The sequence below is a fragment of the Citrobacter rodentium NBRC 105723 = DSM 16636 genome (genome assembly GCF_021278985.1).
In the GTDB taxonomy this organism is placed as follows: Bacteria; Pseudomonadota; Gammaproteobacteria; order Enterobacterales; family Enterobacteriaceae; genus Citrobacter_A; species Citrobacter_A rodentium.
Window position 1 is genome coordinate 1726141 of sequence record NZ_CP082833.1, and the last position, 14218, is coordinate 1740358.

19 protein-coding genes and 1 pseudogene are annotated in these 14218 nt (G+C 52.9%); 17 read left to right on the forward strand and 3 right to left on the reverse strand.

Annotation, left to right across the window (positions count from 1 at the left end; genetic code table 11):
- The first annotated feature begins 18 nt into the window (after nucleotides 1-18).
- The 15 genes and pseudogenes from K7R23_RS08095 (at nucleotide 19) to K7R23_RS08165 (ending at nucleotide 8036) form a co-directional block, all read left to right on the forward strand.
- A complete protein-coding gene (locus K7R23_RS08095; RefSeq protein WP_000813104.1) occupies nucleotides 19-369 on the forward strand; it encodes a DUF4761 family protein in 351 nt (116 codons plus the stop codon).
- A 10-nt stretch (nucleotides 370-379) separates the two neighbouring features.
- Nucleotides 380-667 (forward strand): hypothetical protein, encoded by a 288-nt coding sequence (locus K7R23_RS08100; RefSeq protein ID WP_000159450.1) that lies wholly within the window; start codon nucleotides 380-382, stop codon nucleotides 665-667.
- Nucleotides 668-678: 11 nt separating this feature from the next.
- Complete coding sequence (locus K7R23_RS08105; RefSeq protein ID WP_000514277.1) at nucleotides 679-921, forward strand: DUF4754 family protein; 243 nt, start codon at nucleotides 679-681, stop codon at nucleotides 919-921.
- Complete coding sequence (locus K7R23_RS08110; RefSeq protein WP_000021656.1) at nucleotides 918-1031, forward strand: hypothetical protein; 114 nt, start codon at nucleotides 918-920, stop codon at nucleotides 1029-1031. The genes K7R23_RS08105 and K7R23_RS08110 overlap by 4 nt, the downstream gene beginning before the upstream one ends.
- Before the next feature lie 93 nt (nucleotides 1032-1124).
- A complete protein-coding gene (locus K7R23_RS08115; RefSeq protein WP_000543041.1) occupies nucleotides 1125-1535 on the forward strand; it encodes a hypothetical protein in 411 nt (136 codons plus the stop codon).
- Nucleotides 1536-1558: 23 nt separating this feature from the next.
- Complete coding sequence (locus K7R23_RS08120; RefSeq protein ID WP_000985716.1) at nucleotides 1559-1762, forward strand: hypothetical protein; 204 nt, start codon at nucleotides 1559-1561, stop codon at nucleotides 1760-1762.
- On the forward strand, nucleotides 1759-2004 hold the full coding sequence (locus K7R23_RS08125) for a MarR family transcriptional regulator (protein WP_000153674.1): 246 nt from the start codon (nucleotides 1759-1761) through the stop codon (nucleotides 2002-2004). Before K7R23_RS08120 ends, K7R23_RS08125 begins: the two co-directional genes overlap by 4 nt.
- Entirely contained in the window at nucleotides 2001-2300 is a 300-nt protein-coding gene (locus K7R23_RS08130) for an ead/Ea22-like family protein (RefSeq protein ID WP_000104288.1), read from the forward strand. The genes K7R23_RS08125 and K7R23_RS08130 overlap by 4 nt, the downstream gene beginning before the upstream one ends.
- Before the next feature lie 14 nt (nucleotides 2301-2314).
- On the forward strand, nucleotides 2315-2866 hold the full coding sequence (locus tag K7R23_RS08135) for a hypothetical protein (protein ID WP_000769444.1): 552 nt from the start codon (nucleotides 2315-2317) through the stop codon (nucleotides 2864-2866).
- A gap of 9 nt (nucleotides 2867-2875) precedes the next feature.
- Nucleotides 2876-3136, forward strand: a pseudogene (locus K7R23_RS08140) (ash family protein); the annotation flags it as partial.
- Nucleotides 3137-3186: 50 nt separating this feature from the next.
- A complete protein-coding gene (locus tag K7R23_RS08145; protein WP_000013445.1) occupies nucleotides 3187-3417 on the forward strand; it encodes a hypothetical protein in 231 nt (76 codons plus the stop codon).
- A 72-nt stretch (nucleotides 3418-3489) separates the two neighbouring features.
- On the forward strand, nucleotides 3490-3855 hold the full coding sequence (locus tag K7R23_RS08150) for a hypothetical protein (protein WP_000599402.1): 366 nt from the start codon (nucleotides 3490-3492) through the stop codon (nucleotides 3853-3855).
- A gap of 6 nt (nucleotides 3856-3861) precedes the next feature.
- The gene (locus tag K7R23_RS08155) at nucleotides 3862-6684 is read left to right on the forward strand and encodes a replication endonuclease (protein WP_012907692.1); all 2823 of its coding nucleotides are present in this window, start codon (nucleotides 3862-3864) and stop codon (nucleotides 6682-6684) included.
- Between the two features lie 76 nt (nucleotides 6685-6760).
- Complete coding sequence (locus K7R23_RS08160) at nucleotides 6761-7720, forward strand: plasmid segregation protein ParM (RefSeq protein ID WP_000686539.1); 960 nt, start codon at nucleotides 6761-6763, stop codon at nucleotides 7718-7720.
- Nucleotides 7721-7724: 4 nt separating this feature from the next.
- Entirely contained in the window at nucleotides 7725-8036 is a 312-nt protein-coding gene (locus tag K7R23_RS08165; RefSeq protein WP_012907691.1) for a plasmid partitioning/stability family protein, read from the forward strand.
- A gap of 90 nt (nucleotides 8037-8126) precedes the next feature.
- Here K7R23_RS08165 and K7R23_RS08170 read toward each other — a convergent pair whose 3' ends face one another.
- The 3 genes from K7R23_RS08170 to K7R23_RS08180 form a co-directional block, all read right to left on the reverse strand.
- The gene (locus tag K7R23_RS08170) at nucleotides 8127-8645 is read right to left on the reverse strand and encodes a DUF4760 domain-containing protein (RefSeq protein WP_012907690.1); all 519 of its coding nucleotides are present in this window, start codon (nucleotides 8643-8645) and stop codon (nucleotides 8127-8129) included.
- A gap of 691 nt (nucleotides 8646-9336) precedes the next feature.
- The gene (locus K7R23_RS08175; RefSeq protein WP_000087812.1) at nucleotides 9337-10383 is read right to left on the reverse strand and encodes a phage portal protein; all 1047 of its coding nucleotides are present in this window, start codon (nucleotides 10381-10383) and stop codon (nucleotides 9337-9339) included.
- On the reverse strand, nucleotides 10383-12134 hold the full coding sequence (locus tag K7R23_RS08180) for a terminase large subunit domain-containing protein (protein WP_000613783.1): 1752 nt from the start codon (nucleotides 12132-12134) through the stop codon (nucleotides 10383-10385). The genes K7R23_RS08175 and K7R23_RS08180 overlap by 1 nt, the downstream gene beginning before the upstream one ends.
- Nucleotides 12135-12288: 154 nt before the next feature.
- On the opposite strand from K7R23_RS08180, the gene K7R23_RS08185 reads away from it, so the two are divergent.
- On the forward strand, nucleotides 12289-13125 hold the full coding sequence (locus tag K7R23_RS08185) for a GPO family capsid scaffolding protein (protein ID WP_012907688.1): 837 nt from the start codon (nucleotides 12289-12291) through the stop codon (nucleotides 13123-13125).
- Nucleotides 13126-13148: 23 nt separating this feature from the next.
- Entirely contained in the window at nucleotides 13149-14201 is a 1053-nt protein-coding gene (locus K7R23_RS08190; RefSeq protein ID WP_001055104.1) for a phage major capsid protein, P2 family, read from the forward strand.
- Nucleotides 14202-14218 lie beyond the last annotated feature (17 nt).

The window sequence follows — 14218 nt, forward strand, 5'->3', positions numbered from 1 at the left end:
AGGTACGGAGTTTTTGACATGAAGCAACAGTGCAATTCTTCACAGCAGCGCTTCCGCAACGGTGCGGAACGCCATGCTAACCGTTTCGCTACCAGTGCATCACGCAGCAGCTCTCGCTACAGCCTGAGCGAAACGCATGCAACACCAGACGGACACGCTGTAAAACAAATCGGCGAGCACACCTGGCTGATTGAGAAAGCAGGAATCGTGGTTCACAGATGCCCACGCAATCCGTTTACCGGAAACCGCATTTTTGCTCTGAGCAACGGCGACAATCACTTCGGACAGGATTTCACATTATACGAAGCACTTCGCACGGTTGATCGTCTGCTTCGCGGGCAAAGTTTTATTAAACAGGCTGATTTATAACAGGTGCTTTATGACCAAAGAGCATGCACAAGGTGTATTTATCCGTTTTATTGATTTTCGCGGTGAACTGTTATTACGCGCATCCGCTATTGATGGAGTGGCTCCGGCGGGTAAAAACGGAGCCGACGAAGCCACTTACGTTTATCTGAACGGCACGCGACTGCTTGTGGAACTTCCGTACCAGACCGTACGAGAAATCATTAGTGAAGCTGAAAAGGCACGCCTGGCTAATGGCGATGAACCCTATATCGAAATTATTTGTATGGATTCAGAAACTGAAATTCAGAAAGCAGATTAAAGGGCGTTGCGATGGGCAAAGAATATAAAACTCTCATTAACAAAGCACTTGAGCGTTTTTATTTTCGCTTAAGTGCATCAGGCGCTCATGCTGAACGTGCAGCCCGTGACTCATTGACCAGGGCAATCCGGAGTCTGTATGACGTGGCTTTTTACGCTGATGATCTGGATGCACTTAACGAACTTTCCGAGCTGATCTGTGCCGCAGAATGCGGGGAACATATTGAACCGTATAAGCTGGGGAATATTGCATGAGTATATTTATCTCATGGCTTGTTCTGATTATTTCGGTGGCCTGCGCCATTGGGATTATGCGAATTATTCATTCAGTAAAAAAGATTGAACGCTTTTTCACTGGTGAATAACGATACAAATAAAGCATCAAATTAAATAAGAAAACGTGAAAACCTTCCGTATTAACGGAGGTATTCGCACACGCAAATAACGGAGATACAAAAATGCACGCAAAAGAAGAAGGTATCATCAGAGCACTGAAAGAAATTTCAAAGACAGAAAACGAAGTAGCGAAAAAAGCCGTGGCAAATGCACATATGGACGTCGCAACCCACACACTGATAGTCGCAAGAGTCACGGCAGAAGCAGCCGAAATTATCGCAAAACAGGATGCTGAACTGGCGGTTCTCAGAACACAACCAGTCACCGGACTGGATTTGTCTAACACCGGACGCCTTATTTACACAATTGGCTCGGAGCTACAGCGATACACCATTATCGCCGGATTACAGGATAAATACCTGATCACTCCTCACCCCATAAGGGAATCAGAAATTCTGACAAATCTCCGCCTGATAGAGCGCTCTCAAGTCGCATTCATTGATGACGCACAGCGCACCGTATTTAACGCATAGGGTTACTGGACAAAGGGGGCGCAGTGGCAATTAAGCGTTTTTCCGTCATTCGTTTCACCTCCAGAGGGCGTGAATACGAAGTTGACGAACGGCTGATTAAAACGATCGACCGTCACCGTTCGCAACCTGACGCGCATCACATTTATCTCACTGACGACACTTACTTCTGCGCCACCAACGTGGTGCAGGTGAATCTTATCAGACTGGTACAGGAGTCACGCAGATGACCATTCTGGACTACATCGCCGCCAATCCGGGTTGTAGCGGTGGAGAAATCGCCGCAGCACTGAATACCCCAACCACAGCCATTAATGCGGAGTTACGCCGACTCTGGCGCAGCGGTTCAGTCATAAGAAAAGAGCGCAAAACAGGTGGTCGCTTTTCTTACCAGATAAACCCGATGCCGTTCGGGTGCGGCAATCCACTTACCAACATGTTTAACCAGCTACTGAAGGAAGCCAGAGCATGAGCACCATCAACCACCAGGAACTACGCGAACTGGCGACTGACCTGCAACGAATGGCAACGCATCAAAAATTACTGGCGTTTCGCGCAATGCTCTCGCCATCTGCCGTGCTGGCACTGCTGGATGAGCTGGAGCACGCCAGAACCATGGCTCCTGCCATTCGTCTGACGCTCCATCATGAAATCAAGGATTTCTGCGCGACGCTGGAGTCACCAGGTGAATCAGAAACGCCGGAAGCAATGCAGCAGGAGCTGCTGCAACGCATCGACAACGTTTTCGATTTTTTCCTTAACCAGTAAGGGAGTAAATCACAATGAAACTCAAACCAATGGGTACACCTGGTGTGGCTCCGGCACATGTAAAACCATGGACACAGCAGGAGGATGAACTTTTAGCCACGTTATACCACTCCCACACAGCGCCGGAGCTGACAAAGCACCTTCAGAGAACCGAGTCAGCAATACGAAGTCGCATCCGTCTTTTGCTCTCTCAGGGGGTTATTCACGCCAAACGCCCCCACCTGAGCACAAAAGAACTCAGCATGCTCATCAGGAATCGCCACACAAAAACTATCCGGGAACTCGCGAATGAGCTGGGGCGCTCGCCATCCACGGTGGAACTGAACCTGAGAAAAAGAGGGTATCGGTTCAGGAAATACGGGGAACTCCACCACAGAACCAGATACAGCGATCACCTGGTGGAGTTGGTAACTGAACTGCGTGATGAGAAGGGGATGACATTCAGCGAAATCAGGAAGCACATCCGGGACACAGCCGGGATATCCCTTAAAAGATGGGTTCCCGCCCGGCTTTACGCACGATATACCGCCGCTGACACCGTGCTTTGCGAACTGCTACCGGACTGAGTAACCACTATGCACACACAAAAAAACCGCTTGCCATGCCGCAATCAGTCAGGTTACATTTCCGCTGCGCCTCATAAAACGGGTGCCGGGATTGGAACCCCGCTGACAACCAAAGCGCACAACCGCGCCAGCGGTTTTTTTGTGCGTACCGTATCGCCACGTCTTTTTCGCACACGAATTATGGTGAGGCGTATGGGGCCGACTTCGGTCGGGCCGGGTTCTTTGGTTGCCGGTAGTTCCAACCCTGTACGTCTCACCACCCCGAGCTTGGAACCTCTGGATGGTGAGTTTTCAAAACTTACAACCAAAGAGGCCACACCATGGCAAACCGCAAACAGCACCGCGCTATCGCGGAGCGTCGTCACATCCAGACTGAAATCGATCGCAGACTCACCCGCGCCGCACACATCGCCTTTATCATGCAATCCAACACATTGCACAGACTCAACAGCACTATTTCAGCCGACTACTGCGCCGCTGTATTCAGCTATCTGGCGGAAGACCTCCTGTCTCTTCAGGATCTCATCCAGCAGCAAAACAAACTCCATTAATTCCTGTTCCGGGCCTTTCTTGCACCTTGCGGCGGGAGGCCTTCGCACATCTGTAACCAGAGGATTGCCGCAATGATTCTCGCCAACGACTTTCTTGAATACCTGCTCAACACAGAGCGTGATCTTGCCGTTCGCGTGCGTGACCGTTATGACATGTACCTGAAATCCCTGCCTGTACCGCAGCTCGCTGACGGAAAGATTGTTATTGATGGCCGCTACATGATTGACAGCCACGAGGGAAATTACAGGCTTTACCGCATTGAAGGTGGCACCCCGTCCGTTATTGGCATTTACCAGCGCCCATCCTCTGCAATCGTCGATGTGATTGCCGACAGCATCCGCATCACACATCGCCATGCCGACACAGAAGACACCGTGCTGGAAATTCAGCGGCTGGCTGCCGTCTGCCGCGACACCCTGAATGGCATGACGAAGTAAATCACTATGACGGCAGAGTACATCAGGGACTGGCAACAACCGCGCCACGCGGTGGGGCGTGAAGGAACGGGGATCCCCGCTCCTGAATCCGCGCTTTCCTCCTGGCTGGGTGCCTACCGGGTAGAGAACGAGCGCCGCCAGGAAATGGCTGATGCGGCGTTCTCCGCCACGCCGCTGGGCAACCTGATTAATAAAAGCTTGGACGCACAGGAAAAACAGGACAAAACCATCACACTGGCAGGAGACGCCAGAAAACAGGCACGCGGCGCGGTGGATGAAGCCATGGCCTCGCTGCGCCTGCTGCCGTCCTATCTGCGCGATCCGCTTATTCGCCACCTCTCCTTCCTGCGCAAAAAACAGGAAGCCGATCGCCGGAAAGGCAAAAAGAGCTGGCAGGCGGAACGCTATGCACGCGGAACCCTGCGCAAAATATTCGAACGTCTGGACCGCACCGATCACCGCTGGCTGACACCGGGTTATCGCTCCCTTGCTGGACGCGAACGCCTGGACGATTTGCTTTACCTGCCGCAGCTCAACAAACACCAGATACAGACGCTGGCCACCATGACGGCGGCGATGTTCAGCAGCACCTTCGAAAAACTCTGCGATGGCTTTGGCGCGACTGATGGCGAACTGACCATGGATGTAACGCTGAAGGCGTATCAGATGCTGGCCCGCATGGCGTTACACCTGCACGCCATGCCTCCACATTATGACGCACTGACAACAGACAAAGACCGGAGGAACGAACCGGACACAGAGCTGCTGCCGGGCGCAATCCTTCGCCTGACCTGTGCGGAATGGTGGAAACGCAAACTATGGCTGTTACGTTGCGAGTGGAGAGAAGAACAACTCCGCGCCGCCTGTCTGGTTTCCAGAAAAACATCGCCCTATCTGAGCCAGGACGCGTTAAGCGAGTTTCGCGCACAGCGCGAGAAAACACGCGATTTCCTGAAAAGTTTCATGCTGGAAAACGAAGACGGGTTCACGATTGATCTCGAGACAGTGTATTACGCGGGAGTAAGTAACCCGGTTCACCGTAAGGCAGAAATGATGGCCACCATGAAGGGACTGGAACTTCTGGCCGAAGCCCGTGGCGACAGAGCGGTGTTTCTGACTGTCACCTGCCCGTCAAAATACCACGCAACAACGGAGAACGGTCATCCGAACCCCAAATGGAACGGGGCCACCATGCGCGACTCCAGCGATTACCTGGTTAACACGTTTTTTGCGGCGGTCCGCAAAAAACTGAACCGCGACGGCCTGCGCTGGTATGGCATCCGCACGGTGGAGCCTCACCATGACGGCACCGTGCACTGGCATATGATGGTCTTTGCTCATCCGGAAGAAATCGACAGCATCGTGGCCATCACCCGCGATATTGCCATTCAGGAAGACCGCCACGAGCTGGGCAATGATATTACTCCGCGCTTTAAAGTGGAGTATGTCGACGGCTCAAAAGGCACACCAACCAGCTATATCGCGACCTACATCGGGAAAAACCTGGACAGCCGCGCCGTGGATGGCATCGACCCGAAAACGGGCAAACCACGCGTTGACCACGAAACCGGAAAATCAATGGCCGAGAGCGTGGAGCGCGCCATCGGTTGGGCACGCCTTCACCGGGTCCGCCAGTTCCAGTTCTTTGGCATCCCCTCCCGTCAGGTGTGGCGTGAACTCCGCCGCCTTGCCAGCCAGATGGCACGCAACCCGGAAGGCCCGCAACGGCTGAAGGATGACGCAATGGATGCGGTACTCGCTGCCGCTGATGCCGGATGTTTTGCCACCTACATAGAGAAACAGGGCGGCGTACTTGTTCCACGCAAAGACTACCTGATTCGCACCGCCTACGACCTCGCCGATGAGCTGAACGATTACGGCGAACAGAGTGTACAGATTTACGGGATCTGGTCACCACTCATCGGGGAATCCTCCCGTGTGTGCACGCACCCGGATAACTGGAAGCTGGTAAGACGTAAACCGGAACAGGAAGGCAGCGCCCACGAAAATGGTTTTGACCTTCAGGGCGGCCCTGCCGCCCCTTGGACTCGTGGCAATAACTGTCCCAGTGTACAAGAAACGGACAACAACGGGACAGAACAGCCGGAAGAACGGCCAACACCGTGGCCGCAGCTTCCTGACGGCGTTGAAGTGAATGAATGGATGCGCTCACTGAAACGGCACGAACGCCGGGCGCTGATGCGTTCGCTTCGTGACAAACAGGCAAAAAACAGCAGTGATGAAATGCAGAGCTGGACACAGAGCCGCAAACAGCCGCGGCCTTTGCCTGATAACCACGAATTACTCGCTAAAGAATGGCGGGAGTCTGCTGAATCTCTCGGCCTGCATATCGGTGAACAGCAGATGCAGCACCTGTTACGGGGCGGCAGTCTGTACGTTGACGGCAGCATCATTGCACCGCAGGGATTTGAAATTGTACGCAAACCGGATACCCGCCCGGACAGCCGAATCACGCAGCTCTGGCAACGCCTGAGCCGTAATCACGGCGTAAGCAGCACGGAGATCCGCCATAACCCGGTCGCCAGCTATCTGGAACAGCTGGGGGTATCAGACCCTGAAGCCGCCGCACGCCTGGCATCCACACTTCAGCAAGACCAGAACACCATGAAAACACCCGTTACCGTGCTTTCTGACATGCTGCGCGCCATCCGCGACGCAGAGCACGCACAGAGAATCAGTGAAACCACTGAACGCGCCCGCCGCAAAGCAGACCTGCTGCGGGGTGGCCTGACCAGTGGAAACAAAAAACAGACAAAAACGGGATTCACAAATCCCGTAAATGAGCAAAAAACGCGCCGCGATATATGAAGCGCGCATAAAACAGGCAAAAACGGGATTTCAGAATCCCGTAAACGATTAATTAATCAACATAAGGAAAAACGACATGAAAATTTGTATCGACGACGGCTCCACCAACATCAAGCTGGCATGGACTGAGAACGGCGAACGCCGCAACGCCATCAGCCCGAACAGCTTCAAGTCGGAATGGTCTGCGCCGTTCGGTGGCACGCAGCCCGCGAACTATATGCTTGATGGCGTGCGCTATGGTTTTGATCCGGTCAGCGATCGCTTTGTCCAGACGACCGACACGCAATACCAGTACAGCGATGTGAATGTCATTGCCATTCATCACGCGCTGGTCAAATCAGGCATCACGCCACAGGAGGTGGATGTTGTTGTCACCCTGCCACTGAGCGAGTATTTCGACACAAACGCCCAGCCGGATATGACCAACATCAACCGCAAAAAAGCGAACGTTATGCGCCCGGTGGAGTACCAGAACGGTGAGGCATTCACTATCCGTAATGTACGGGTTATGCCTGAATCCATTCCGGCTGGCTTTAAAGCACTGGCTGACATGAGTCCGTTTGAATCCCTGCTGATTGTGGATTTGGGCGGAACCACGCTGGATGTGGCAAAGGTTCAGGGACAACTGGCAGGTATCAGCCAGGTGTTTTGCGATCCACACGTAGGCGTTTCCCTGATGGCCGATGCCGTACTGTCGGTGATGGCCACTAACGGTATGCGTACCAGTCACCACATCGCCAATACCATTATCGAACATCGCCATGATGAAGCCTGGTTGCGCCAGCACATCCACAATGACGCGCATTACGCCAGCCTGATGGCGGTTATTCGTGAAAAGGAAGAAACACTGAAACAACGCGTGATCCGCGCGCTGGCGGGTTTTTCGGGTTACGGGCGGGTGATGGTTGTCGGTGGCGGGGCGGAGATTGTGGCACCCGCTATCCGCGAAGCCTGCGGAGTTAATGCGACTTTCATCGCGGACGGGGTGCCACAGTTTGCTCTGGTTAATGGGCTGTACGCAATGGACAAGGAGTAAACCAATGACGACACCAACCAGACGGATAAGTTTCTATCTGAAGCCCGCCGCCGTCAAGAACGAAGGCGAAGCATGCGCCTGGCTGGACAGCCTTACACCAGAAGCCCGCAAAAGTGGCCAACGCGTGGCTTTTCTGGCAGGGCTGGCACTTCTGAAAATGAATCCGGCAGAGGCTTACCGACTGGCTGCATGGGCTGACGATGAAGCGTTATCCCTGACGCAAACCAGGACAGAACGCCCCGTATCACAACCAGCACCAACCGCACAGATAACCTGTCAGATGGCCGGAAATATCCGGGCGTTATTTCCCGAATAACACGTATTCGCCCCGATATCCCATCTCACAACATAAAGAACGGGGTGCAAAGCACTATGCACCCCGTTCCAATACAACCAATCAGAAGATCTACACATCTTTCTCAAGTGGCCTGGCTTTCCATCTCTTCACCAACCACTCAAATTCCTGGTAAGCCGTTTTTGATTGGGTATCCTCTCTGATGGCTTTAATCAGGGGTTCCGCAATATCATAAGTCGTAACGACCGTTGTAAAGGATGTTCGCTTAATCATCCTTTCATCGTAAATCCCTTCACGGATACTTACGGCCACTCTCTCATAAAAGTTAAGAATGTACTGGAATTTGCGACGTTCAGTCATCTCTTCTTCCGTAATCACCCCGCCTTCACAGGGAAAGACATAAGCACGAAACGATTTTCCTGAACGATGAATGCGTCTGAGAAGATGTAGCGATTCCAGGTATTCTTTGTCCTGGCGACTTTCAAATAAAAAATTAGCAGTCTGTGTTTTTTTGGCTGTACGAATGTTATAGATAATCGTGCAGATAGCAACTATGACGCCAAACAGGACTATCACGTTACTAATGATTTGTATCGCTGTTGAATCCAGAGTCATCTTTCCTTCACCCATAAAAAAGGCGGAGATAGACTCTCCGCCTCATAGAGGTTAACGCATTTAGAAACCATCAAATTCATCAAACACTTTTTTCATATTAACCCCTCCGCTTCAAACATGTTCTTAGATTAACGTTACTTAGTTAACCGGGATTTTGTGTTTACAGATCCACTTCGCCCGATTCACTGAAATTTTTAGTCAATCCAAATTAACGCAAAGCTAACCCGCATGTCAAATATATGGCCATTTTCTGACTGCACAATAGTGCACAAATTTGCACAATTTTTTTGAACGACTTTTTGCCCTTCCGGCCCGCGTGGCGGCTGGATCCGTCAAGGATCCGTGCGTGCACAAAAAAACGCGTTTTTTCTGCGCGCAGGTGACGGGGGAACAGCCCGCGTTTCAGGAGGTAAATAGCATTCCCTGAGCGATGTCGCAGCGACACAACAGAATGTCCATATTTCTCACGCTGAGCGTGAAAAAGACGTGAGGGCTTTTGATTTGATGGGGTGAAAGGTAAGGCCGTCAAAATCGCACTGAGGCGGCGAGAAAATACAGTCAACGCGGTGGGATTGCGTAAGAGTCTGACCGTCGATGGTGGCGATATACTGGAAGGCGTCGTGAAATTATCTGATTGATACAGGAGCTGGAGAGTCGGGGCATAAATTTTTTATGCCCCGGCGAAGCAGCAGACAAGCGAAGCGCGTCAGGATGTGGGCTGGGTGTCTAACAGTGCGTAAGGGTTAAAGCGGATCACCTCTTCGCCAAGCCAGTCATTGATGTGCTTCATGGCCTCCATGACGGGCATCAGCTCGTTAATTGCGTAAACCCGCGCGGCCTTCTCCACATCACCAAACGCACTTTTTTCACCCGGCATCGCCCCCATCAGTTGCGGCGGAACGCGGTGCGCAGCCAGCACATCATCACGGGATGCCGCCTTAACATTCATGAACTCATCCTTTGCGGTGATCTGCTGGAACGGCAAAATTTGCACCCCCTCTTTGCCCCCGTTGGGCGCATGAATGAGCACATTTTTAAACGCACCACCACCACGTGCACCCTGTAACGTTTCTTTCAGGGAGTCCATGCTTTCGCGGTTTACCTGCGCTGCACCGATGTAGATAATGCACCCGGCGTGGGATCCATTGTCGTAGTACAGTTTTCTGAACATGTCCGCCGAATGAGACAGGCTGGCCGAGAGTAATGCGCCGAGATATTCCGGCATGCCGTAGATTTCCTGGTTAATATCCGGATTCATCAGGTGGCACACTTTGCCAGGGCGAAACTGAAACGCATCCTTGCCATCCTGCACATACCACCATGATTCAAGATCACTTCCGCGTCGCATGTATTTCGCCAGGGCGTGCCGTAATTTAAGCGGTTCGCCGAGCATATTGCTCCGAAGCTCAAGGAATGCGTTACCGAACACAAACCAGTCCAGCGCCAGCGCCGAGAAATCCTGCCGGGAAAGCAGCGGGTGCGGAATATAGCAACCGAGCAATACATTGCGCTTAAAGTAAAGCGCAGACTGATGCCAGGACGTTTGCCGGGCGGCTCTTGCCAGACCGTACCAGTCCACCGGGGTTTCATACCACCGCCCGTTATCAGCACAGTACATATTGTCCAGCAAATCATGCCCGGTCAGGCGATAAGGACCATCAAATGTGAATGCACTGAGAGACGATTCTTTCCTGAGCGCATCAGCGAGATCAATGCGTGAACTCATGCGCACTTTTTTATTTTTTCTGCTCATCAGAACTCCATAACCGTGAAACGCTCGTTTTCTCCTTCGCCGCCAATTGGTTCGTTAATGACAGCAAGCATGGTTGCCCACGCAAGGTCGCCGTGGCTGATCCCCCTCGCGCGGTCCGTTTCGTAAGTGATAAAGCCGCCCGGTGTTTTCACCTTACGCACGGCGTTAAAGGCCGCGACCAGCTCGCGTTCGGCGCGATCGTATTCCCACCGCCCGGCACGCATTATTTGCAGCATTTTCAGTACCAGCGACCGTTTTGATGACAGCGTGAAGGTGTACGGAATAGCGGCAGGGAAAAACCGTTTCACTATCTGATAAACAGCCTCCCCGTTCCCGCCCGTCACATCAATGCCGATGTGTTCCACGTTGTAGCGACACGTGAACTCTTCAATGACTCTGGCCTGTTCTTCAAACTCCAGCCCCTGAACGCGTCGCGTCTCCACCGTTCGAAAACGGCCACCAGGAACAGACGGAGGAACCACCACGGACACAGCGCCGCTGTCGCCGTTGCCACTGCTGCCGTTTGCGTCATACCCAATCCATACCGGACGATTCCCCATCGGGCGGGGAGCAAAAGGTTTCCAGTCTTTCCAGTCGTCGTATCCGTCAACACCGCAGCCAATCAGGATATTCAGGTTAAATGCCGATTCCCCTTCGCGGACAAACTCACACATATAGAGATTGAGGAACTCGTCTTCGGTGTTTTCATCACGAATTTCGTCGATATCGGTGTGTTTCCAGCCGTGATTAACCACATCTTCCAGCGTGACAATTTGCCGCCACGTCCGGTCAGGGCAGATAAGCCCGTTATGCAGCGTTTTCCAGTCCACAGAAAAACGCTGGCGTTTATGCGAGGCCTTTTTCTCGTTCCAGCGGTCGCCGTTCCAGTAGGCGTATGCCTCGTGCGTTTCGGTGGATGGCGTGGAGAAGTAGGTGCGCCGCAGTCCGCTGAGGGTTGCCATAGCGCCAGCCACCTTGCGCAGTTCAGCAAAGCGACTGACCCAGAAAAATTCATCAAAATAAAAATTGCCCGTATAGGACTGTGCCGACGCAGCAGAAGTGCCGAGAAAATGCAGCTCTGCGCCGTTGGAGAGGATGATTTTATCGCCCCCTTTCAGCTCCACATCAACTTCAGCCGCGGCCTTCTGAATAATGCTTTTAAACTGGAACGCCTGACGACGCGACGCAGACAAAAAAATCTGGTTACGCTGGTAAGGTTGCGCCACATCGTCACGCAGCGCCATCAGCAGAGCTTCCTGTGCAAAATACCAGGTCGCCCCAATCTGTCGGGATTTCAGGATCATCCTGTTACGTATCCCGGCTTCCCTGCAAAGTGTCAGGGAGTCAAACCAGCCCCGCTGATGCCACTCCAGCCTGCTGATGATTTTTTCCCGCAGTGCGGCAATCTGTTCCGGCGTGAAATGATTTTTGAGTTTTTTCGCCCGGCCTTTCTTTCCTGCGGCCATCACATCCGGCTGGCCATCATGCAGCTTTTTAAGCTGCCGGGTCAGCAGGTCTATTTCCTTAAAGTCACCGCCTGTTTTATTCTGTTTTTCAGTAAGCTGGATGAGGCGCGCATCGATGGACTGCGTGACACGCTGCACGGGTGGCGTTTCATCCCACTGGTCGCGTTTTTTCCACGCATAAATCGTGTTCGGGTTTATTCCCATCAGACGTGATATTTCTGCGGGCGGATAACCCTGCCAGTAAAGTTGCCGCGCACGCTGGCGCACAAAAGCGTCCTGAATCATTGCTCCCCCTGAGTAATTACAGGAAGATTACCCGCGCGCGAAACCGTTCTCCTTAACCCCCTGTTCTGGCCGTTTTCTTACAACAAAAGCCCTTTGTATCAGCCTGTTACGCTTTGCCATCATGACTGAAGAACCAGTCAGAGGGGCAAAAACTATGGCTAATGAAAAAAAGACATCCCGCAAAAAGTTTCGCGTGGCTGTCTCCGGATCAACTGTTGATGGCCGCGAAATCAGCCCGGTACATCTGCGTGAAGCCGCCGAGAACTTCAACCCGGATGTTTACGCTGCCCGCGTGAACGTTGAGCACTATCTCTCGCCATGCCCGTCAAGCGAATTTTCCGCAATGGGCGATGTCACCGCACTGAGTACGGAAGACATTACGGAAGGTCCGCTGGCCGGACGTACTGCGCTGTATGCAGAAATCGAACCGACCGAGCGCATGAAGCAGCTTGTCGCGGACGGCAAGAAAATCTATTCCAGTATCGAACTGCACCCGCAGTTCTCCGTTAACGGGCGCGCCTATCTGGTCGGGCTGGCGATGACCGACACCCCGGCAAGCCTGGGCACTGAGCGCCTGAAATTCACGGCACAGCAACGTCAGGCGGTGATGACGTTCAACAGTGTCCAGGGTGAAGCACCGCTCATTTCCGAAGCCATCGAGTCTGAAATCATCGAAATGGCAGAACAACGCCAGGAAGAAGGCACCCAGTGGTTTAACCGCGTAATGGGGATTATTGGCCGTGGCCGCAAAGCGGATGACGCCAGTTTTTCCCGTATTCAGGAAGCGGTGGAAGGCGTCGCAACGTCACAGGCCGACATTATCGACCGTTTTAATGTGCTGGAAACCCGCCATCAGCAGGACAGCCAGAAAATTACGTCACTGACCACAGAGCTGGCAGCACTGAAGGAAAAACTGCGCACGCAGGACGGCGATCCGCAGAACCGGTTCACCACAACAGGTGCAGCCTCCGACCAGCTGGCTGACTTCTGATAAGACAAAGGAGCAAATTTTTTATGAATCTGGTGATGTCAGATATTACCCGCAACAAGCTGGGTTGCTATATGGCGCAGCAGGCGTCGCTTAATAATATTCCGGTTTCCGCACTGGTATCGCGATTTACCGTGGAACCCTCGGTGCAGCAGCGTTTTGAAAACGCCTCAAAGGAAAGCACCGAATTTACGAAAAGAATTAACGTGATCGGCGTGACCGACCAGAAAGGCGAAAAAATCCTCCTGGACACCACCGGGCCAATTGCACGCACGAATACCAGTTATGACGGCACAAAACGCCGTAACCCGAATAACGTGGTTGATCTGAAAAACCGCAAATACCAGTGCGAACAGGTGAACTACGACACGTTTATTTCATATCCGCAGCTTGATGCCTGGGCGGCACATCCTGATTTTCAGTCCCGCATCAGCGCACAGATTGCCCGACAGGTGGCGCTTGACCGCATCATGATCGGTTTCAACGGCACGTCTCACGCGGATGAGTCCAACTTCAGCACCAACAAGCTGCTTCAGGACGTTAACGTGGGATGGCTGGAGCACATCAGAACCGACGCCAGCGAACGCGTTATGAATGACGTGACGCTGACCTCCCGCAACATGGACAACACCGTGGCGCACGCGGGTAAGTATGCGAACGCTGATGCACTGGTACAGGACGCGCGTTCATCCCTGCTGGATGAATGGCACAAGGAAGCTGACGACCTTGTGGTGATTATGGGGCGCAACCTGTTTAACTCGCTGCGTCTGCCCGTGCTGAACAGCATCAGCGGCCAGAATCCCAATGCGGAATTACTTGCCGGGCAGCTCATCCTGTCATCGCGCACCATTGGCGGGCTGGGCGTGTTCCTTGCGCCGTTCTTCCCGGATGCAACGATGCTGATCACCTCGTTCAACAACCTGTCGATTTACTGGCAGAAAGGTTCAATGCGTCGCCTGATGAAAGACGAGCCGGAATACAACCGCATCGCCACCTACCAGTCCATCAATGACGCTTATGTCGTTGAAGACTATGGCAAGTGCGCGATGGTCACTGGCCTGAAGTTCGCCGACAGCTAATCAACTCACGGCGGGCA